The sequence below is a fragment of the Streptomyces sp. NPDC004111 genome, from assembly GCF_042874215.1.
In the GTDB taxonomy this organism is placed as follows: Bacteria; Actinomycetota; Actinomycetes; order Streptomycetales; family Streptomycetaceae; genus Streptomyces.
Map to the genome: position 1 here is coordinate 13967 of NZ_JBIAMU010000039.1, position 19991 is coordinate 33957.

Genomic DNA, 19991 nt, shown 5'->3' on the forward strand with positions numbered 1-19991 from the left:
TATCAGCGTCCGCAATCGGACAGGAGAGAGAGCACCAAGTGGCGAAACGGCCACAGGCACGAGGGCTTGATGCCTACTCGGGCACGCCCTGGAACCCGGTCAGTACGGTTTCGAGGATCTTCTGTGCCTTGGTGTACGCCGGGCCGCTCGGCTGGCTGCCGGAGGCCGGGGCCGGGTCCGACGGGCTGCTTTCGGCGACCTTGAGTACCTCGACGAGGAAGCGGCCGTTCATGCCGTAGACCACCGCCTGCCCGTACTCCACGGAGGTGTCGGTCGGCGTGAGCGGCGGGTTCGACGCTGCGGGCAGTTTGCCGACGGGGGCGAGCTTCCCGTCCGGCCCGATCGTCCAGTCGGGCCCGGGTGAAGGTGACGCTGCCTGGTACCGGGCGTCGCTGAGCACCGCGACCCCCGGTCCGTGCTTGCCCGTGGTCGTCCGCGAGGCTGTAGTGATCGGCGCCCTGGAACGGGAAATCACGGATGCGGGGGCATTGGCGGTACGAGCGCCGCAGGCGCGGGCCCCGGTGAGCACCTGAGCGAGCAGTCTGGAGGTGTCGGTCTGCCGGGGCAGAAGGTAGATGCTGACGCTGAACCCGGGCTTCGAGCGCTGCGCCCGCAGTTCGTACAGGGCCGGTACGGGCACCGCTTTGCGTCTGTTCGCGTTCCCGTCGGTGATACGCACATCGCCGGCCAGCTCCACCAACCGGCAGGGCGAGAGCCCGAGCGGTCGGTCCGGCTTGGGACGGTGGACCACACCCGCGCCCAGCTCATAGGCCCCCCGGTCCAGCTGGGCGTCCAGGATCTGCTGCGTGTAGGACGGCTCGATCTCGTTGCCGGAGGCGCTGGGGGCAGCAGGGCCGGCCGCCCCGCCCGACGAAGTGCACCCGCTCACCAGCAGGCCACCCAGGACCGCCATCACCGACAAGCGCCGTCCGATTCGCATGACCTGACGGTACGACAGCATTCCCACCAGCGCCACGAACTCCAGCTGTTTGTCGGGCAGTTGGGATGTTGATGGGCTGGCATTTGAGGGTGACGAGGAGGGCCAGGTGCAGCCGGACGCTGAGGCGTCGTCGGGTCCGAGTGGTCCGGCGGCGGGGAAGCACGGTCGAACTCGAAGATGTAGAGACGCTGGCGCGTCTGCTGGAGAGCGGAACGGATTCCAACGAGGTCTGCGGAGGCGCGACTCTGCTCACCCATGCCATCGTCCTGGAGGGCGACAGCGCATTGCAGCACCGGGGCCCGGTTGCAGTGCGGTTATGCCTGGTACGGGGCCACGGTGCGGACTCGGTCTACCGGTTGGTGGCTTCGCGGGAGGCTACCTTGTTCCTGCGGCCGACCGCGCGGCCCGCCGCGTTGCGCATCGCAAGGCCCGGCCGGGTACGGGGCACCATGAGCCTGGAGAGCAGACCGACGCGTCGCTGTCGCGGACCTGTCTCGTGCCGGAGCCGCGACTCGTAGGCGGCGAAGGCACGGGCGTGATCACCAGGATGGGCGGCGAGCTCTTCCGCGAGGGCGTACGCGCCCGTCATCGCCATGCTGGAACCGTCACCCAGCAGGGCTGTCGCCGCCGCGGCGTCCCCGAGCAGGACGACCCGCCCGCGGGACCACGAAGGCATCCTGACGGTGGTCAGGGGGTCGAAGAACGGAGCCGGGTGGTCGAGGAACGCCGCCACGAGTTCCGGCGCCCGCCACCGCACGTCGGCGTAGGCGTCGGCGACGGTCCGCTTGTGGAGGGCTGTGTTCTTGCGGTCGTGGGGCGCCTGCTGTGCGGCCCGGAAGGTGAAGATCGCGAGCGGAGTGGTCCGCGAGGGGTGGACGACCAGCATCCGGTTCGGCACGGTCAGCATCGTCATCTCGCTCGGGTCCTCGATGGCGTCGGGTTCCAGCGGCACGGTCGCGCCGTACAGACCCAGGTCGCCCACGAACTGCCGCTCGGGTCCGAACACCAGACGCCGTACGGTCGAATGCATCCCGTGGGCACCGACCACCAGGTCGAAGCGCCGTGGCGCGGACCGCCGGAAGGTGACGTCGACCCCGCCCGCGTCCTGGTCGAGAGCGGTGACCGTGTCGTCGAACAAGAACTCGGCGTCGGTCAGCGCCGACCGGTGGAGCACCTCGGACAGGTCGGCCCGCGTCACCTCGACCGTCGGCTTCGCGTCCGAGGTGAGCGGGAGGTTCAGGATGCGCCTGCCGCTGGGGTCGAGCAGGGTCAGTGACCGGTTGCGGGTGGCGAGCCCGCGGAGCTGCGGGAGGATGCCCATGCGGTCGGCGACCGGGATCGCGGGTCCCTTCACGACGATCGCACTGCCACCGGAGCGCAGTTGCCGGGCATGTTCGACGACCGTGGGCCGGTAGCCATTGCGTGAGAGCCAGTACGCGAGCGCGGGCCCTGCGATTCCGGCACCGACAATCAAAACCTCGGACTTCTTCATGACGATGACCTCTCGGAGTGTCGATGGCCGGGTCCCGGTGCAGGCCGGGGCCGGGTCTCAGGGCGCGGCGGCACGGGGCGGCACAACCGAATCTAGGTACGAAAGATTTCGTACCTCAGTGGAGCACATCGCTCAGGTACGATTCAAGTCGTACTTGAAGGGGGTTGCCACATGACCGGGAAGAACCTGGCCGGCCCAGAGGCCGATGCACTCGATCTAGGTACGGTGCTGCGCGCCCTCGCCGACGAGCACCGCCGTTCGGTCATGACGCAGTTGGCCGCCGATCTCAGCGACAACGAGCGGGGCTGCAACTCGTTCGACCTGCCGATCTCGAAGCAGACCCAGACCCACCACTTCCGCGTCCTGCGCGAGGCAGGTCTCATTGAAGAGATCGACTACGGCAACCGCAAAGGCGTCCGGCTACGACGCGCGGACGTCGAGAAGAAGTTCCCCGGGTTGCTCGCCCTCCTGGGAGCAGAGTCGCCAAGTGATGCCACTTCGCACTGAGCACAGGTGAGCACGAGCGTCCGCCTCATGGTCAACCCGAATCCGGGAGGGGCGCTCGATCCGGCTTCGTGCCGGCAGCACCTGCTACGGCGAGATGCGTGCGCCTTGTCACCCTGACCGGACAGAGCCGCATTCGGACCTGCTCGCCCTACGGGCACATACGGCAACTCTCGAACTACCTTCGCTCCACCAGTGGAGGTGGCACAGCGCCGAAGCAGTTGTCGGCGCGGTCGGAAGGACCATCCGGGCAGCGGTCACCGTGCTTCTTGGTCGCTTCGACGCACAAGGGACCCTGCACCGCATGAGACGTAGAAGGGCTCTGCCCATCCAACCGGTTGAACCCGCATGGGCCGCGAAGACCGCAAGGGGCTCCCTCCCAAGACGCCGCCAGACGGTGACGCACCCCGTAAAGCAAATGGAGGCCCGCCAAGACCTGCCTCACCCATAACGTCCTCCCTTCCCGTCAGTCCCCCGGGGCGGTGCCGGTGCCGGGCGGGCGGGGCTGACCGGAGCCCCACACATGCGGGCCCTCGCCCTCCCAGCGCACCGCCTCCGGGTCGGCCAGCAGCGCGTCCACGTCCTCCGCGCCCGCCTGGCGCAGCGCTTCGGCCAGGTCGGCGTCGTTATAGACCTTTCCGAGGTCGGCCACGGCCCCGTTCTGCCGGATGGTCAAGCGGCGGGCGTTGCCGATCAACCGGTGCACGGTGATCACAGTCATGGGTCCAGCCTGGGCCGGGCCGTGCTCGCCCGCACTCGGAGAACGTCAGGACTGCGTATGCCTTCAGGGCGTGCGGGGGCGACGGCCGGTGCCGCCGCCCGAACCGTTCAGCGGGAGCAGGGACTGCAGGGTGGCGCCTTTCACCCAGGAGCCGAGCAGGTCGCGGTGCATCGCGATGATGTCGTTGCGCAGCGCGAGTCCCAGTGCCTGCGCGGTGAAGCTCTTCCCGGTGGTCACGTACAGGGCGACGTCCGCGCGGTGCTCGGGGCGTGCGGTGCCCACGAACTTCTGCATGTCCCCCGAGCCCACCGACCTGCCTGGCGCATAGTGCTTGCACTGCACAACAAGCCGTTGCCCGTCGGGGAGGACCCCGACGACGTCCGCACCCAGATCCCCGCTCCGGCCGCTCACCAGCACCTCGGTGCATCCGTCGCGCACGCACAGCTGCGCGACGTAGGTCTCGAACTGCTGCCACGACAACGCGTCCACGGCCGCCATCGACAGCTCCCGCGCCTTGCGCTCCTCCGCCACCCGCCAGGCCGCGTCGCCGTCCCGCTCCCGGCGGTGCGCCCGCCACAGCCACCACCCGGCGCCCCCGAACAACGCCAGCGCCCCGGCGCCCGCCACGTAGGGCCACACCGCGTTCCAGGTGAGGACAAGGGCCCCCAAGGCAGCCGCACCGAGCGGTGCTCCCTGCCGGATCAACTGCCGCCGCTGCCGCTTCGTACGCCTGCGGCGCTTTCGCTGCGCTGCCATCCCCACCCCCGGGTCCACGGACTGCTGCCCGCAGTGTCGGAACCGGCGCCCGGCCACGCAAGACCACCCACCTATGGCGGGGCGTCGCTTAGCTCTCCCTGGGGCCATACGTTTGGGGATGGCCTCGTACGACTCACCCTCAAACCTCCTCGTCGCAGGCAAAGAGCCCCAGCAGGCACACGCCGACCTCCGCGCGCTGAGCGCCACACTTCCCTGGTCGGTCGGGCCGATGACCGGTTGCACCAGCCGCAGCCGCACCCCGGACCCGGAACTGAGGGAGCTCCGCCACCAGACGTTCCCCGGCTCTCCCGGCAACGGAAGCCCGGTCAACGTCACCTTCCTGATGCGGACGGGCAACAACACTCACAGTTCTTTCCCGTACAAGATAAAGCGCGGGCAGAAGCAGGCCTCCAGTTTCGGCGGACAGCCCGTGCCCAGTCAGTTCTCGGCCGTCGGCGGCCTGGCCGAGCAGGACCGGGGCCAGTTCTGGGCCCCGGCCATCAACCCTTGCTGAGACCTCTCCCTCGTTCCGCACTCCCAGCCGGCCGTCCGGCGCCCGAGTCGCCCCTTCCCTCTTTACGCACAAGGAAGTTCAGTGATCGAAGCCTCCCTCAACGCGCTGCCCGGTGTGACGGCACTCTTCCTCGTGCTGGCGGCGATGCTCGGGCTGCCCGCGGTGCTGTGGGCCCGTGCCCGTGAACGCTCACCGGTCCTGGCCGTTGCGTCGGCGGTCCTCTTCGCCGGCGCGCTGGCCGTCACCCTCAACCCGGGCGCCAACAACGGCCCCTCGGAACTGGTGTGTGCGACCGGAACCACCCTGCACGGTGCGCTGCAGACGGTTCCCGGTCAGCTCAACGCGGTGATCTTCGCGCTGCCGTGCTTCCTGCTCGTCCTCGCCACCCGGCGCCCCCTCACCTCGCTCGGCATCACCTGCCTGGTCGTTCCAGGCGTCGAGCTGGCCCAGGCCGCCCTCCCGCTCGGGCGGACCTGTACCTACATCGACCTGTACCTGAACTGCATCGGCGCGGCTGCCGGATGGGCAACAGCAACGCTGTGGTTGTGGCTGCGTGAGCGCGGGCGCTCCTATCCCCGTACGGAACTACTGAGGGGTACGGTCCTCACGGCCGGCGGGGCGCTTGCCGTGGTGCTGGTGTTCCAGACGGCGATCACCCCGGTCGCGGGGCTCTCCGACGGCCAGGACCTGTCCCCCGCCCAGGTCTCCTGGGCCCGCGACACCACACTCGCCCTCTTCGGATCCCGCACCCGGGTCAACAGCATCCGGCAGACCCCCCAGCTCGGCGAGCAGCCACTGCGCATCGCCGTCTACACCGACCAGGGCCACACCGAACTCGACTGGGACCACCACCGGATCTTCTCCGCCGAGTCCAAGGACGGCCAGGGCGCCGCCGGGAATCTCACGGACATCCAACTCAGGAGAACCGCGGCACAGTTCGCAAACCGGTGGTTTGCCCGGTACACCCGCGGGCTGCAGGCCCAGTTGCGGCCGCTCGGCAAAGACGACGGCCCTGTCCTGATCAGCTACCGGCGCCACCGCAACAACGTCCTGATGCCCATGCGCCTGGACTTCACCCTCAACCGAGCCGGACGCCTCATGGCCCTGACCACCCGCTTCGCTCCCGACCCGGCCCTTCCGGCCGTCCGGGTCAGCCGCACCCAGGCAGAACACACCGCGGAACAGACCAGCAGCCTGAAGGCCATTGGCACGGGATTCCTGCTCGCCGAGCAGGTCCACGAACAGTGGCGCCCCCTCTGGCTGATCAACGTAGGAACCCAGGGCAAAGCCCAGCAGGCGCTGCGGCTCGACGCCGTAACCGGCCTGCTCGTCGCCCCCGACCCTTCCCGCGACTACTGAGAGCAGCAGGCACGCCCCCTACCTCGCGACGTTCGCTCAAAGAGCCTGCCGGTTCTGTCAGGTGGCAGGTCTGTTCCGGCCTCGGCGGGATATCACGCGAAGGGGCATCCGGACGTCGCGGGCGCCATGAGGGCCAGGACGGCGCGGCGCTCCGGGCGCTGGTCCGCGACGAGGCCAAGGGGCGGGCACTGGACTGCGACTTCGTGGTCGCGGACCTCGACGATCCTGGCTCCTCGCCACGGCACTCAGCGGTGCGGACCGCCTGTTCCTCAACAGCGGCGGCGCCCTGCCGCTGGACGGGGAGCAGTCGATGATCCGCCGCCAGAAGTCCGCGATCGACGGGACGCTGCTGCGTCCCGCCGGCTTCATGCAGAACTTTCTTGCACCAGCGGCATTCACCCCGTACGGCGACCTGATCAGCTCCCACGGCACCACGGCCGTGGCCCACATCGACTGCCACGACATCGCCGCCTGTGCTGCCACACTGCTGGCAGGGCCACCGGGCAAGCCGGGCACGGGGCAAGCCCAGGTGCTCACCGGCCCCCGGGGCTTCTCGCTCTGGCGGGCGCTGCCGAAGGTCGCCGCGCCGGATGCCCCTAACGGGAGACGGGTGTCAACTGCTCGCTCGCCCACTCGGCAAAGGTGGTGAGCGGGATACCCAGCTCGCGGGCGAATGCGGGCCGGGCGGGCTGGAGGACCACGTTGTTCCACTCGTGTCCGGCTCCCCACATCGGCATGCCCGCTGCAAGGGCCTCTTCCACGGTCATGGAGGGCGCGGTCACCGGCACGTCCCAGGCGGCGGACAAGGTCTGCGCGATCTGCGCCATCGTGCGCAGGTCACCGGCCAGTTCCAGTTCCACTCGGTGGAACCGGTCGGGGTCCTGAAAGGCGTGCGCGGCGGCCGTTCCGATGTCCCGCACGGCTATCAGAGCCAGTTCCGTGTCCGGCTTCAGCACCGTCAGCAGACCGCCGCGGAGCCCCTTGGGCGCCAGTTGGGGCAGGTTCTCCATGAAGAAGGCGGGCTTGATCATCGTCCACCGGGCGAAACCCGCGCCACGTACCGCCTCCATGATCGCCTGCTTGGTGTGGAAGTAGTCGGCCATCGCCGCCCAGCGGCCCTCGGCCCAGCCCGCGGCGCGGGTGTGTTCACCGACGCCGCTGGTCGAGGACTGTACGAATTGCCGTACTCCTGCGGCCTTCGCCGCGTCCACCAGGTTGGTGGCCTGGGCGAGTTCGCCCGCGAAGTCCGCACCGGTCCCGTTCATGGGCGGCATCTGCACCGAGAACACCGCGCGGACCCCCTCGACCGCCGGGGCGAGAGAGGACCGGTCGGAAAGGTCCGCCCGCACCAGTTCGGCGCCCAGCGCCTCGATCGTCCGGGCGGGCTTCGACGACGGGTCGCGTACGAGCGCACGGACGGGCACCTGGGCGGCCAGGAGCGCCCGAGCGGTGGCCCCGCCTTGCTGTCCGGTGGCACCGGTGACCAGGACGACATCGCTGCTGCTGGGCATGGTTGCTGCTCCTCACGGACCACGGAGAGAAAACGGCGGGGCCCGCCGTTTTCGTGCCGCTAAGATATGGCGGGGCCCGCCGTTTAGCAAGGAGGAGATCATGACCGGTCAACGCTCGGACGCCCGGCGCAACTATCAACGCATCCTCGCCGTTGCCGAAGCAGAGGTCGCCGCGCACGGCGCCGAGGCGTCCCAGGAGCAGATCGCCCGTACCGCGGGCGTCGGTTCGGCGACCGTGCGACGCCACTTCCCCACCCGCCGAGCGCTCCTCGAAGCCGTCTTCCAGGAGCGCATCGAGGGCCTGTGCGAACGCGCCCACCGGTTGAGCACGACCGAGGACGGGCGCACCGCACTCCTGGAGTGGCTCCACGCCCTCGTCCTCTACGCCGTCTCAGCCCGCGGATTCGCCCACATCCTCAGCTACGAACCCCCCACCGAAGACCCCTCCCCGAACAGCTGCGGCAGCAAGATCGAAGCGGCCGGAACCCCCCTGCTCGAGCGGGCCATTCGCGACAAGGCGGTCGCACCGCACGTCACCTTCCACGACCTGCTGACCCTCTCCGTCGGCATCGCCCTGGCCACCGAGCACCACGAGGACCCCGCCACCCAGGCCGTCCGCCTTTTCCACCTCGCCGTAGAAGGACTGAGCCCTGAGCAGGGCACAGCCCGGGTGCCCGGGAACTCCAGCCCTTCGACACCGCAGACAGAACGCCTGCCCAACGGGCACGGGTGACAGGGAGGCATCCCATGGGATGCCTCCTCGCTGACAACCAAGCTGCACCGGCCGGCCGTCTCCGGCAGCGCATCCGACGTCCCCGGTGACGGCGCCTCGACGTCGGCTCAGGCGCGACCGTTTACGGCGCAGTACGACTTCGTCGCCGGGCAGCCACAGAATCCGGTCCCCTCGCCCGTCCCTGCGCCAGTGCCACAGCACCCACAGCACCCCCAGCACCGGCGCGGGACCGCTTCGAACCTCGCCACCAGCCGCAGACAGCGGGGGCGGCCCTACTCACCCAGCACCATCAGCGCGAAGACTCACATCCACACCGGCCCCATCAGGCAGCGCCCCTTCCTCGAACTGGAGCCGACCGACCACCCTCTCTTGGTCGAACAGCGGCCCGGCATCGCTTCGGAGCGCCTCCGTGCAACCGCCGAAGCCGTCCCCCACCCCACCGACAGCGAATCCGAGTGACGTCGAACGCGCTGCTGACCTAGCGTTCCGCCCATGACCACACCAGACGTCGACACTGACGACGAAGCCACCGTGACCGTCCGCTGCCAGGACAACGCGTCCGTCGGCGTGACGTTCTGTGACCGGTTCAGCTTCGACGCAGACTCCACGCACTATGCCGTCGAGGTGCGGGCTCCCGGGTTGACCGCTCGCGTCGACGAGGTCGTCGCCTGGATCTGGGACAGCGACCTCACCGCGTTCCTTGAGAAGCTCGCCGCCGACTTCCGGGGATGGGACGGCGAACGGAGCTGGCAGACCAGCGACCACGACCTGGCGGTGTCGGCGGTCTTCCGGTCCGGCGGCCACGTCGGCCTGACCTGGACCTTGCGGCCCTGGACGCAGGACACGGGCGGCTGGAACGCCTCGGTGACCACCTGGCTGGAGGCCGGCGAGCAGATGACTTCCCTGGCGACCCAAGTCCGGGCCTTCCTCACTCAGGAGCACCAGTGACATCCGGCATGCGCATCACCTGGAGGCTGACGGGTTCCGGATGGGCCGACTGCACCCTTGAAGATCACCAATCAAAAGTCGAGCTCACCGCGTCCTACATCACCAGTGCACCCGAGGAGCTCCTGACCGCGGTGGCCCGGCTCGTCGCGGGCGAGCCGGAGACCCGTGCCCAGTTCGAGGCCGAACCGACCGCCTACCGGTGGATCTTCTACCGCGAAGGCGTGGACACCTGGACCCGCGTGCTGGAACTGCGTCATGGCAGAGAGCACGACAACAAGGGAGCCGAGATCTGGTCCAGTCAACTCGGCATCGACCAACTCGCCCGCACCGTGATCCGCTGCTTCGACGAGGTCGCGCAGACCTACGGCGAGAGCGGCTACCGAGGTAAATGGGGCGAACACTTTCCACGAACCGAACTCGAAGCCCTCAGGCGCCTCTGCCACTCCCACCACCGCGACCCTGACACCTCGCCACAACAGTCCTCTGCTCAGGTTGAGTGAGACAGCCCAGCCAATTCCGTCTCGCTCGACTTGGACCGTCCCAGAACGAACCTTCCCTCGGCAGCCGGCCCCGGCGTACGCCGCCAGACCGCCCGGTCCTCCGCGGGTCCGCTCGGTGGCGCCGGGATCTTTAAGGGAACGCGCAGGCAGGTCAACACCGTTAAGCTGCGCCGGAGTTGACCAACGGGGGAGATCACTGTGCGAGCGACGCACCGGCACGTCATGCATCTGGCCCTCGTGGCCGTGCTGACAGGTTTGGCGGGCTGTTCCGGAAGCCCAGACGGGACGGAAGGGGACGCCGGGGCCAAGGGTGTGGCCTCCGGCGCCAGGCCTCCCGCCGCGTCGAAGGCGCAGGCGTTCGATCCGCCGGCGAAGTTCGGCAAGGAGACAACGCTGCCCGTGGACGAGGACATCAAGGACTGGGGGTTCGCCCTGCACGGGCCCCGGCTGTACCACCGGACCTCCGAGGCCCTGGACGCCTACGACACCCATTCCGGGCGGAAGCTCTGGTCCTCCCCCCTCGGCCGTAAGGACTGGTACACCGGCAAGGCAGGCGTGCCGAGCGACGACCAGACCATCCCGCCGGTCTTCGCCCTGCAGGACGGGCACACGGGCGTCCTCTTCGCCTACGCCGACACCACGAAGGGCTCGGGCACCCCGGTCGACCGGACCGACGTCTACCTGCGCTCCGTCGACGCCGACACCGGCAAGGTGTCCTGGACGATCCGCCTGCCCGCACCCAAGGGGGCGGCCGTCAGCGGCAGCCTGGAGCCGGGCGTGTTCGGCGCCGAGGACGGCATCGCGGCCGTCAGGGTCTTCACCAGCAAGGACGACTCCGGCAGCGAGGGCGGCCGGAGCGCAACCACCTATGCCGTCGACCTGAAGAGCCGCCAGGTGACCTGGCAGAGGGAGGGCTTCGCCGGGGGCGCGCTGGACAGCGGCGTCGTGATCGGTGTCCAGCTCGGCGACGAGGCGACCTTCCAGGCGATCGACGGCTGGCACACCGAGGAGGAAGACCTCACGCTGGCGGGCCTGGCGGTCACGGACGGCTCGCCGCGCTGGAAGAAGGCGGGCCTCACCGCCGTGGAGGTCGAGCAGGTGGGAGGCGGCTTCTTCGTCTCAAGCTCGCTGCGCGACAGCCGGACGGGCGAGTTCGTGCCCAGTGCACCGGACGGCAGCTTCACCCACTGTTTCGACGACCAGCGGTCCGTGATCGTCTGCAACACCAAGGAGACCGTACGGGGCATCGACGCGAAGAGCCGCATGGCGCTCTGGACCATCTCCGAGGGCGACGCGTCACGGAAGAAGCCGGACGTCACCAACGCCTTCCACGGTGCCGTCTACGCCGGCGGTGTCATCCTCGACGCCCGCACGGGCAAGGACCGCAGCCTCTTCGAGGGCGCCGACACGTACAGGATCAACGAGTACGCCGCGGCGGGCATCGACCTGCACGTGTACCCCGCGACCGGGTGAGCCGAGGCTCCGGCTGCTCTGCCGCCCGGTGCACCGGAGCAGCCGGAGACGAGGTCCCGCGGCCCCCTGCCGCCCCCGGCGAGGCGAGCAGGTGAAGGCACTTCTGCCGCTGATCTTGTGGCAGGCGCGAGTCCGTGACGGCGGCTGCTTCGCCCGGCTTGTACCGGCGGGCGGGCTCTGCGCAGGTGGGAGTTGCTCTGGCCCGCAGCGCAAGGCGGCGCTCTCCTACAGCCCGACGATCAGCTGGATGCAGACGATCTTTACGAGGATCCCGAGAGCGAACAGGGTGGAGTACCCGGAGTTGATCCGGCTGTCGGTTGCCCTGCCGTTGGCGTACGCGAGGATCGCGGGGTTTCCCACGTACCCGGACAGCAGGCCCATGGTGCGCTCTCTGCTCTGTCCGAGCCATTTGGCGCCGAGCACCATCAGCAAGTAGCTGACGAAGGCGCCGAGGGTCAGGACCGCCACCAGCTTGAGGCCGAAGACCGAGAAGGCGTTCTCGCGGAAGGAGTATCCCGACGTCAGCCCCACCACCGCGAGGAACAGCAGGAGCCCCACCTGCCGCAGGGTCAGGTTCGCCCGCGTCGGCAGTGTCCAGACCAGGGGCCCCGTACGACGCCGCCAGCCGAGGAGCATGCCCATCACGAGCGGGCCCGCACCGGCGCCCAGGGCGAGGGTGGTGCCGCCCAGTGTGAGCGAGGGGATGCCGATCAGGAATCCCAGCGCCAGGCCCACCCCCAGGCTGACCGCGCTCACCTCGCTGACCCTGCTCTCCTTGTCGCCGAGGTGGCTGGTGACCGCGTCGGCCCGGCCGCGCGGCATGACCACCCGCAGCCGGTCGTCCAGTTGGAGTACGAGGTCGTCGTGGGCGAGCATGTCGAAGTCACCGCGCCTGACCCTGCTGACGAGGGCTCCGTAGCGCGAGTCCAGCCCGAGTTCGGCGACGGTGCGGCCCGCGAGGTCCGGGTCGGTGAGCAGGATGCGCCGGTAGTCGACCGTGCTGCGGTCGTCCAAGAGGTCGAACGGTGCGAGTTCGCCGAGGTACGCGGTGGCCTCGCGCACGTCGTTCTCCCCGCCGACCAGTACGACCAGGTCTCCTGCCCCCAGCGCGTCCAGGGCATGGGCGATGCGCGGTTCGCCGCCGGCGGGACGGTATTCGCTGGCCAGCACGCGATGGGTGGCGACGCCGGGAACGTCGCCCCACCGGACGTCCCCCGTCACATTGACCGTGCGGGTGACGAGCTCGGCGGGAAGGCCGGAGCCGGGGTCCCGGCGGGCCTTCCAGTGCCGACGGCCCGCGAGGACCGCGATGAACAGGATCGTGACGACGACCGCGAGCGGATAACCGATCGCATAACCGACCGCGGGCTCCGCCGGGTTCTCGGAGGCGGCCTGGGCTGCCGCCAGACCGGGGGTGGTGGTGCCGATGCCCGCGTATCCGCCGGCGAGATAGGGGCCGCTGATGTCGAACCACCGGCGCCCCACAAAACCCACCACGCCCGCTGTGATCACTAGGGCGACGATCGCCGCCGCCATCACCGCGAGCTGGCCGCGCAGCTCCCGGAAGAACGCGGGCCCCGCCTCCAGCCCCACCGTGTAGACGTAGAGGGCCAGCCCCAGGGCGGAGACGCCGGTGGGGACGGCGGGACCGATGTTCTTGTCCAGGGCTCCGACCAGCAGGCCCACGAAGAGGACACCGGCCGCACCGAGCTTCACGGGACCGAAGCGGCACAGGCCGAGCAGGGAACCCAGCGCGACGACCGAGAACACGGCCACCCATGGCTGGTCCGCGAAAAATTGCCACACGGTGAGACCCCTTGGAGGTACGGATGTCCGTTGTGCCACAGTTCCGGTTGAGTCGGAGTCGCCGTACGGGCACATGCGCGGCCCAACGGCGTGCGGACAGAGTCGTCTGCCCGCGTGGCTACATCGTCCGCGAGGTGGGGCGGCCCTGCCAGCCGAGGTGCCACCGGCGGCATCGGCGGTGTGGTGTTGCTGCCGGCGGAGACAAAGACCGGCCGAGAGCCGATACGGCACTGGCACTGGCACCGGCACCGGGCGGAACTGGACCAAGGCGGTCGCACCCGCACAGCAGCATGGGCCTCTTCTTCTCGCACTGGGCCTGAAGACCGGCCCGCGCAGCTACTGCCCGCCATATCGCCCTGAGCCGCCGGGCTGCGTGAAGCCCCTTCCCGGGCGCCCCGGGAAGGGGAGGCGACGTCCGAAAGTCCTGCGTTGACGGGACGGGAGGGGGCAGTGGCGATACATGCGACCTCTCCAGCCCGCCGGGCAGCAGACCCGGAACCCCCAGGAAAGTGGAAGTGACAGACCAGGTGTGTCCGCCGCCGAGCGGGTAGCCCAGCTGGAAGCGGAAGCAGCCCAGCTCAGGGAAGCCATCCGGGCCCGGCCCCGGGTGGACATCGCGCGCGGCGCCCTGATGGCCACCCATGGGTGCAGCGCCGCCGAGGCCTGGACGATCCTGGTCCACGTCTCCCAGCACAGCAACATCAAACTGCGGGACATCGCCGCTGCGATCACGGCCGACCTCACCGGGGGCGACCGGCTGCCGGAACACCTCCGTCCTCACCTGGACGCGGCCCTCACCGCATGGCGATCAAGACTTGCTGCCCCGGCCGGGAACGGCGACGCCGGACTCCCCCAGGCCCAGCGCACAGACTCACAGGCCCAGCGCACGGACTCACTTCGCTGACGGTTTCCCCCGCACCTGCTGCTCAGCCTCTGCGCAAGGAATGGTGTGTGCCCCGGGCTCTTCCGCACAATCCCGGCAGCGTTCGGGCCCGTTCAGGTGCGGTGCCCCCGAACGAGCCGTCGTCCAGCAGCGCGGAGCGGGCCCGGCGGCCCAGGTCGAGCATGGTGGGTGCCGGACTGCCCCAGCCGATACGGGGCACGGACATGGGCCCAGAATGTCGCCGGTCGCCACCAGCACGCGTCTCACCACACACATCCCCACACGGTCAGGAACAGGACAGCCAGCATCAGCAGCCGCTGCCAGGACGGACGAAGGCGGTGGTCCCACCGCCGCGCGCGACCGGGCGGCGTTCCGCCATCCCGGACGAGCACCGCAGTCAGCCTTCCTCGGTCAGTCCGAGGTGCTCCTCCAGTCGGGCGAGGCGACGGCTCAGCGGCTCAATTTCCTGGCGGACGGCCGCGGTGAGCGCCTGCTGCGCGGCGGTGGGTGCCGTCGGCTGATCCTGTCCGCTCTGGGCCCGCAGGTGGACATAGCCCGCCAGCGCGGCCGTGACGGCACGGCGTACGAGCTTGGGCTCCGCGCCCAGACCGCGCAGAACCTGCCCGGCGACCCCGTCGGGCTCCACGGTCAGGCCGAGCAGCAGGTGCTCGCAGCCGATGTAGTTGTGGCCCAGGGCGGTCGCCTCGGTGACCGCCAGCTCCAGGGCGTTGGCCGCGGGCCCGTCGAAGCGGCGCGGATCGCCGTCCGGTGCGGCGGGAATCTGTTCCTCGGGCTGCCGCCTGGCCAGATCTCCGCTCACCCGCTCCGGTGGGATCTCCATGGCGCGCAGCACGTGGAGAGCGAGATTGGTGCCCTCGTCCACCATGGCGCCCAGCAGATGCTCGGTGCTCATCCGCGGCGCGCCGGCCACTTCCGCCCGCTCCACCGCCAGTTTGAGCACGGTCCGTGTCCTGGCGGTGAAGTGGGCCAGTGCCCCGGTCGGTTCGCCGTCGAGGTCTCCCAGGGCCGTCTCCCGGATGGCGGTCACCCTTCGTACGGCCTGTTCCAGGGCGCGCTGGCACACGGCTGACACCGGTACACCGGCCTCTTTGACCGCCTCGGCCAGCTCGTCGGGCAGATACACGTTGATCTTCGGCATCGTGCACACCTCACAGGGTCCGTGGACTATGACCCCAATATAACCCCAGAGGGGTTATATAACTAGGCTCGGTCGTGCCCGATGACTGTGGTCCGCTTTCGCGGCAATGCGTGGTTCGGGCTCGTCGAGGCCGGGTGCGACCCGGCCATCGGGGACGATCAGCAGCGGACGAGGGACCCTGGCGTGAACCAGAAACGGCCTCACAGCTTGCTGAGCTCCTCCGCGATCAGGCGCAGCCGGGAGGGTGGGAAGAGCGCGCCCGCCATGGCGGCGACGTCGATGAGCGGCGTGGCCCCGACCACCTGGAGCAGTTCGGAGTCGGCCACCCCCGGCAGGTGCCTGCGCAGCACCTCCACGGCGAACGGGTCGGAGAGCAGGGCCTGGATCGGCGTACGCAGCGAGAGTCTGCCCTCGGGAAACTCTTCGGCCCGGGGCAACGGCTCCGCCGCCCGTCGGGACTGTTCGCGCTGGGCCCGGACCAGCAGGTGGGCTTCCGTCACCGGTCCCTGTCCTGGCAGCCCGAGGCGTTCGTACTGGCTCGGCGGTGCGTCGTTGGCCCGCATCAGCTCGACCAGCAGCGTCGCCATGCGCAGCTCGGTCGTGTCGTCGACCAGCGGCGTCAGCTGTTCGGGGTCGCTCTCCAGGTCGAAGAGGAGGGTGCCGTGGTGGTACGGGTTGAGGATGCCGCGGCCCGTCGTGCGCAGGGTCGACACGCCCTTGGTGAAGGAGAAGGGGGCGACCAGTTCCAGGTCCGCCAGTTCGCCGGGGGTGAAGCGTCCCCGCATGTGGGTGGGCATCAAGGTGTGTTCGTACAGGGGAATGTTGGAGGGGGATGCGGGGGCGCGCATGTACACGTACCGCCCGTCGGTGACGTTGACGTGTCCGCCGTGGATGCCGAACAGGCCCGCCTCCCGTACGGGTTCGTCCACCGCGACCGGCAGGGGCCTGCCCTGCATGTCGGCGGGACGGTCGACGCCGAAGAACTCCAGCAGGGTGGGTGCCAGGTCGACCGTCTGCACCAGGGCTTCGCGCCGGGCTCCCGCCACCGCCGTGCGCGGGTCCCACACGAACAGCGGCAGGTGCACCAGTTCGTTGAACCACGGCTGGACGCTCTTGCCCCACCAGCCCTTCTCACCGAGCAGCAGTCCGTGGTCGGTGTTGACGATCAGCAGGGTGTCGTCCCACAGCTGAAGTTCGTCCATGGTGTCCAGGACGCGTCCCAGCGACCGGTCGCACATGGACAGGAGTGCCCCGTATTCCATCCGCCCGTGGTGGACCTGCTCGTCGGTCTCGACGACCCGCTTGTAGTCGGGCCAGTCGAAGTGCGGGCCCGCGTAGTCGTGGGGGTAGAGGTCCTTGTACCGCTGGGGGCTGAAGAAGGGCTCGTGCGGATCGAAGGTCTCGATCTGTACGAACCACCGGTCGGCGTCCTTGTTCGTCGCGACGAATTCGAGGCCCGCGTCGAAGGTCAGGGTCTGCGGATGCCGGTCCTCGGTGGCCGTGTGCTGCCGGTTGACCCAGTCCTGCCGGTACCCGGTCCCGAACCGCACCTTCTTGAGGTCCTCGGGCATCGGCGGGTCCGCGACCTGCCCCTTCCACGGGTCGCCCTCCTGCCCCCGAAAGAACTCCCAGGTGTGGTAGCGGCCGTGGTAGGTCGCGCCGCCGTCCTCCCAGTAGTGCGGGTGGTCGCTGACGAGGTGGGTGTAGACGCCGTGCTGCTTCAGCAGTTCGGGCATGGAGTCGTCGAACGGCTCCAGCGGGCCCCAGCCGCGGTGCAGGAAGTTGTGCCGCCCGGTGTGGAGTTCGCGCCGGGCAGGCATGCAGGGCATGGAGCCCGCGTACGCGTGGTCGAACGTCACGGCCCGTTCTGCGAGCCGGGCGAAGTTCGGGGCGTGTGTCCAGTCGCCGCCGTAGGGGGGCAGCATGTGCCGGTTGAGACTGTCGAACATCACCATGATCGCCTTCACGACGGGGATGCTCCTTTCGACGGAGGGGGAGGGTCGTCGGGGAGGGGTCAGGCTGTGGTGGGCAGGACACGGGTGCGTCCGGCCTCGCCCAGCCAGGCGGCGGACGGCTTGGGCGTACGGACGAAGGTCTCGCGGTCCACGGCGATCAGGCCGAAGGTGGGTGCGTAGCGGCCCCATTCGTAGTTGTCGAGCGCGCTCCAGTGGTAGTAGCCGCGGACGTCGATGCCGTCGTCCATGGCTGCGGCGAGCGCCTTCAGTGCGCCGGCGGTGTAGTGGACGCGGCGGGTGTCGTCGGCGGTGGCGAGGCCGTTCTCGGTGACGATCAGCGGGACGCCGGGGGCCACGGAGGCGCTGTGCCGAACGGCGTGCCCCAGGGCCTCGGGGTAGTACTCCCATCCGGTGAGGGTGCGTTCGGCGTCCTCCGGTACGGGCAGGGGGCCGTCCGGGCCGATGAGGGTACGGGTGTACGACTGGACGCCGAGCCAGTCGTCGCCCCGGGCGGCTTCGAGGAAGACGTCCACGCGGGGACGGCGGTAGGCCGCGGCAACGTCCTCGGCTCCGGGCAGGGGCTGGCACACCAAGTTGGCGACCGACCAGCCCGTCCTGACGTGCGGTGCGAGGGACTTGACCGTTTCGGCGGCGCGGTGGTGGGCCCGGATCAGCGCTTGCGTGGTGGCCCCGTCCGGTGCGGGGAGCCCGGTCGCGGGCAGTGGCCGGCCGGAGATCACGGCCTGGTACGCGACGGCCATGGAGGCGACCATGTTGGGCTCGTTGATCGTGCACACGTGTGCCACGTCGGTGGCGTAGACGGGTGCGGCTGCCGCGACGTACCGGGCGAACAACTCGTCCGAACCCGCGGCGGCCCACCCGCCGCGCTCCAGGAACCAGCGAGGGGTGGTGAAGTGGTGCAGCGTCACCATGGGGCGCAGGCCCCGTGCGACGGCGCCCTCGACCATGCGCCGGTAGTGGGCGATCTCGGCGTTCGAGAACTCGCCGGGGGCGGGCTCGATGCGCGCCCACTCGATGCTGAACCGGTAGTCGGTGAAGCCCAGTTCGGCCAGCACGTCCATTTCCTCGGGCCAGCGGTGATAGCTGTCGCAGGCGTCTCCGCTGGGCTCCTTGACGTACGGGTTCTCCTGGTGCTCGAAGTACCACCAGTCGCTGTTGGTGTTGTTGCCCTCGGTCTGATGGGCGGCGGTGGAGGTGCCCCAGAGGAAGTCGTCGGGCAGTCGGCGTGCGTGTGCCATGGGGATGTTGCTCGCTTCGGATGTCGGGATGTCAGGTATCGGGACACCAGGTGCCTGGCTGCGATAGGCGAACCGGGCTGCGAGGTGCCGGGTACGGAGCTGTCAGACCTCGGGCGAGGCCAGCGCGTCCCTGCGGCGGGTGTCCAGTTCCCGCTGCACGCGGGCCGTGTCGGCGGCGTACGGGCGGTAGAGCAGGGTGAGGAAGAGGCCGTTCACCAGCATCAGGACGACCAGGACCCACAGGAAGACGACCTGGAGGCCGAGGGCGTCGGCGAGGAAGCCCGCCCCGAGGCTGAATCCCGCCCAGGCGACAGCCTCGGCGATCGAGCCGTACAGCACGAAGGCCGGGCCCCGCAGTTCGGGCGGGGTGATGGCCATGACCATGGGGCGGTTGACGCTCGGGTTGATGCCCTGCGTCGCGCCGAGCGCGGCGAACAGGACGCTGTACACGAGGATGCTGTCGTACGAGAACTGGGTGCTGAGGAAGGCGACGGCGGCGAAGGCGAACTGGGCTCCTTGGAGGATCGCGACCGGCCCGTAGCGAGGGCTGCGCCGCGTGAGCCGGTCCAGTGCCGCACCGCCCAGGAGGGTTCCCAGGAAGTAGCCGACGCCGAAGGGCAGGAGGACGAGCGCCGCCTTCTGGGTGCTGAAGCCCTGCACGTCCACGAGGAAGACCACGCCGTACGTGATCACCAGGAGGTGCCCGGACAGCAGCCGTGAGACGAGGAGGATGTTCAGGCTGCGGATCCGCAGCAGTGAGAACGCCTTGTCCCAGGTCAGCTTCGAGTGGGCCTCGCGGGTGTTCCGGTCGAGGTCGGCGAGCTGCTGTTCGGCGGCTCCCCGGCCCGGGTCGTGGAACCAGACCAGCAGGGCGATGCCGAGCACGACGTTGAACACGCCGATGCCCCACAGGCCCCAGCGCCAGCCCTCGTCCACGCCCGCGAGCTGCCCCTTGAGCGGCCCGATCACCGCGCCGACCAGCGACACCGTCCCGTACAGGACTCCGACGGCGCGCCCCCTGGAGGAACTGGAGAAGAGGTCGCCGAGGATCTCGGTGATGATCGGGCCCGCGGCGGCATAGCCCGCTGCCAGGACGGTGTAGAAGACCAGGAGCTGGGTGAAGTTCTGGGAGAAGCCGGCGGCTATGCCCCAGACTCCCCACAGCCCGGTGGCCACGACGAGCACGCTCTTGCGGGAGTAGCGCTGTGCGGCCCAGATCCAGAAGGGCCCGGTGAAGACACCCACGATCTTGCTGGCCGCGGTGAGGATCCCCAGGGCCCCGAGCGAGATGCCCAGGGACTGTCTGATCAGCGGGAAGAGGCTGCTGACCAGGCTTGCTTCGGTGCTGTCGACGATCATGGTGCCGCCGAGCAGGGTGAGTTGGCGGTAGCGGCCCTTGACGTGTATGCCGTTCGCGGGGGCGTCCTTGGTGGGACGCCCGGAGCTCTTGCCGAGCTCGGTCATGGTGCCGTCTCGAT

General features: G+C 69.6%; 19 protein-coding genes. 9 read left to right on the plus strand and 10 right to left on the minus strand.

All coding sequences use genetic code 11. The features are described 5' to 3' along the window. Window positions 1-73: 73 nt before the first annotated feature. Both ACFYVL_RS43125 and ACFYVL_RS43130 read right to left on the minus strand, forming a co-directional pair. On the minus strand, window positions 74-940 hold the full coding sequence (locus ACFYVL_RS43125) for a hypothetical protein (RefSeq protein ID WP_389255371.1): 867 nt from the start codon (window positions 938-940) through the stop codon (window positions 74-76). A gap of 349 nt (window positions 941-1289) precedes the next feature. Continuing rightward, window positions 1290-2432, minus strand: coding sequence for an FAD-dependent monooxygenase (locus ACFYVL_RS43130; protein ID WP_389255373.1), 1143 nt, complete (start codon window positions 2430-2432; stop codon window positions 1290-1292). Between the two features lie 171 nt (window positions 2433-2603). Between ACFYVL_RS43130 and ACFYVL_RS43135 the strand changes: the two genes are divergently transcribed. Then, window positions 2604-2939 (plus strand): ArsR/SmtB family transcription factor, encoded by a 336-nt coding sequence (locus tag ACFYVL_RS43135; protein ID WP_389255375.1) that lies wholly within the window; start codon window positions 2604-2606, stop codon window positions 2937-2939. Between the two features lie 463 nt (window positions 2940-3402). On the opposite strand, the gene ACFYVL_RS43140 is transcribed toward ACFYVL_RS43135, so the two are convergent. Further along, window positions 3403-3657 (minus strand): hypothetical protein, encoded by a 255-nt coding sequence (locus tag ACFYVL_RS43140; RefSeq protein ID WP_389255377.1) that lies wholly within the window; start codon window positions 3655-3657, stop codon window positions 3403-3405. Window positions 3658-3720: 63 nt separating this feature from the next. Continuing rightward, window positions 3721-4413, minus strand: a complete 693-nt coding sequence (locus ACFYVL_RS43145) for a restriction endonuclease (protein ID WP_389255378.1) — start codon at window positions 4411-4413, stop codon at window positions 3721-3723. Between the two features lie 118 nt (window positions 4414-4531). Between ACFYVL_RS43145 and ACFYVL_RS43150 the strand changes: the two genes are divergently transcribed. Continuing rightward, window positions 4532-4927, plus strand: a complete 396-nt coding sequence (locus tag ACFYVL_RS43150) for a hypothetical protein (protein WP_389255379.1) — start codon at window positions 4532-4534, stop codon at window positions 4925-4927. An 81-nt stretch (window positions 4928-5008) separates the two neighbouring features. Then, entirely contained in the window at window positions 5009-6286 is a 1278-nt protein-coding gene (locus ACFYVL_RS43155; protein ID WP_389255381.1) for a hypothetical protein, read from the plus strand. Window positions 6287-6882: 596 nt separating this feature from the next. Here the strand turns inward: ACFYVL_RS43155 and ACFYVL_RS43160 are convergent. After that, entirely contained in the window at window positions 6883-7797 is a 915-nt protein-coding gene (locus ACFYVL_RS43160; protein ID WP_389255383.1) for an NmrA/HSCARG family protein, read from the minus strand. 100 nt (window positions 7798-7897) lie between these two features. On the opposite strand from ACFYVL_RS43160, the gene ACFYVL_RS43165 reads away from it, so the two are divergent. The 5 genes from ACFYVL_RS43165 (at window position 7898) to ACFYVL_RS43185 (ending at window position 11451) form a co-directional block, all read left to right on the plus strand. After that, window positions 7898-8530, plus strand: coding sequence for a TetR/AcrR family transcriptional regulator (locus tag ACFYVL_RS43165; RefSeq protein WP_389255385.1), 633 nt, complete (start codon window positions 7898-7900; stop codon window positions 8528-8530). A gap of 189 nt (window positions 8531-8719) precedes the next feature. Then, complete coding sequence (locus ACFYVL_RS43170) at window positions 8720-8989, plus strand: DUF2199 domain-containing protein (RefSeq protein WP_389255387.1); 270 nt, start codon at window positions 8720-8722, stop codon at window positions 8987-8989. A gap of 33 nt (window positions 8990-9022) precedes the next feature. Continuing rightward, window positions 9023-9478 (plus strand): DUF6228 family protein, encoded by a 456-nt coding sequence (locus ACFYVL_RS43175; RefSeq protein ID WP_389255389.1) that lies wholly within the window; start codon window positions 9023-9025, stop codon window positions 9476-9478. Further along, window positions 9475-9978, plus strand: coding sequence for a hypothetical protein (locus tag ACFYVL_RS43180; protein WP_389255391.1), 504 nt, complete (start codon window positions 9475-9477; stop codon window positions 9976-9978). The genes ACFYVL_RS43175 and ACFYVL_RS43180 overlap by 4 nt, the downstream gene beginning before the upstream one ends. 198 nt (window positions 9979-10176) lie before the next feature. After that, window positions 10177-11451, plus strand: coding sequence for a hypothetical protein (locus ACFYVL_RS43185; protein WP_389255393.1), 1275 nt, complete (start codon window positions 10177-10179; stop codon window positions 11449-11451). A gap of 225 nt (window positions 11452-11676) precedes the next feature. Here the strand turns inward: ACFYVL_RS43185 and ACFYVL_RS43190 are convergent, their stop codons facing one another. After that, window positions 11677-13257 (minus strand): aspartate:alanine exchanger family transporter, encoded by a 1581-nt coding sequence (locus ACFYVL_RS43190; RefSeq protein ID WP_389255395.1) that lies wholly within the window; start codon window positions 13255-13257, stop codon window positions 11677-11679. 529 nt (window positions 13258-13786) lie between these two features. Here ACFYVL_RS43190 and ACFYVL_RS43195 point away from each other — a divergent pair. Beyond that, entirely contained in the window at window positions 13787-14161 is a 375-nt protein-coding gene (locus ACFYVL_RS43195; RefSeq protein ID WP_389255397.1) for an ANTAR domain-containing protein, read from the plus strand. Window positions 14162-14537: 376 nt separating this feature from the next. On the opposite strand, the gene ACFYVL_RS43200 is transcribed toward ACFYVL_RS43195, so the two are convergent. From ACFYVL_RS43200 to ACFYVL_RS43215, 4 genes are all read right to left on the minus strand, one after another. Next, complete coding sequence (locus tag ACFYVL_RS43200; RefSeq protein ID WP_389255399.1) at window positions 14538-15299, minus strand: Clp protease N-terminal domain-containing protein; 762 nt, start codon at window positions 15297-15299, stop codon at window positions 14538-14540. Window positions 15300-15499: 200 nt separating this feature from the next. Next, window positions 15500-17266 carry a sulfatase gene (locus tag ACFYVL_RS43205; protein WP_389255401.1) on the minus strand — a complete coding sequence of 589 codons (1767 nt, stop codon included), beginning with the start codon at window positions 17264-17266 and terminating at the stop codon, window positions 15500-15502. A 47-nt stretch (window positions 17267-17313) separates the two neighbouring features. Next, entirely contained in the window at window positions 17314-18513 is a 1200-nt protein-coding gene (locus tag ACFYVL_RS43210) for a glycoside hydrolase family 1 protein (RefSeq protein WP_389255403.1), read from the minus strand. Between the two features lie 102 nt (window positions 18514-18615). Next, a complete protein-coding gene (locus ACFYVL_RS43215) occupies window positions 18616-19977 on the minus strand; it encodes an MFS transporter (protein ID WP_389255405.1) in 1362 nt (453 codons plus the stop codon). Window positions 19978-19991 lie beyond the last annotated feature (14 nt).

Excerpts from the sequence above, each read along its gene's own strand:
- ACFYVL_RS43130 (WP_389255373.1), bottom strand. The coding sequence starts at position 2,432 with ATGAAGAAGTCCGAGGTTTTGATTGTCGGTGCCGGAATCGCAGGGCCC.
- ACFYVL_RS43135 (WP_389255375.1), top strand. The coding sequence starts at position 2,604 with ATGACCGGGAAGAACCTGGCCGGCCCAGAGGCCGATGCACTCGATCTA.
- ACFYVL_RS43210 (WP_389255403.1), bottom strand. The coding sequence starts at position 18,513 with ATGGCACACGCACGCCGACTGCCCGACGACTTCCTCTGGGGCACCTCC.
- ACFYVL_RS43145 (WP_389255378.1), bottom strand. The coding sequence starts at position 4,413 with ATGGCAGCGCAGCGAAAGCGCCGCAGGCGTACGAAGCGGCAGCGGCGG.
- ACFYVL_RS43125 (WP_389255371.1), bottom strand. The coding sequence starts at position 940 with ATGCGAATCGGACGGCGCTTGTCGGTGATGGCGGTCCTGGGTGGCCTG.
- ACFYVL_RS43200 (WP_389255399.1), bottom strand. The coding sequence starts at position 15,299 with ATGCCGAAGATCAACGTGTATCTGCCCGACGAGCTGGCCGAGGCGGTC.
- ACFYVL_RS43140 (WP_389255377.1), bottom strand. The coding sequence starts at position 3,657 with ATGACTGTGATCACCGTGCACCGGTTGATCGGCAACGCCCGCCGCTTG.
- ACFYVL_RS43150 (WP_389255379.1), top strand. The coding sequence starts at position 4,532 with ATGGCCTCGTACGACTCACCCTCAAACCTCCTCGTCGCAGGCAAAGAG.
- ACFYVL_RS43175 (WP_389255389.1), top strand. The coding sequence starts at position 9,023 with ATGACCACACCAGACGTCGACACTGACGACGAAGCCACCGTGACCGTC.
- ACFYVL_RS43160 (WP_389255383.1), bottom strand. The coding sequence starts at position 7,797 with ATGCCCAGCAGCAGCGATGTCGTCCTGGTCACCGGTGCCACCGGACAG.
- ACFYVL_RS43165 (WP_389255385.1), top strand. The coding sequence starts at position 7,898 with ATGACCGGTCAACGCTCGGACGCCCGGCGCAACTATCAACGCATCCTC.
- ACFYVL_RS43215 (WP_389255405.1), bottom strand. The coding sequence starts at position 19,977 with ATGACCGAGCTCGGCAAGAGCTCCGGGCGTCCCACCAAGGACGCCCCC.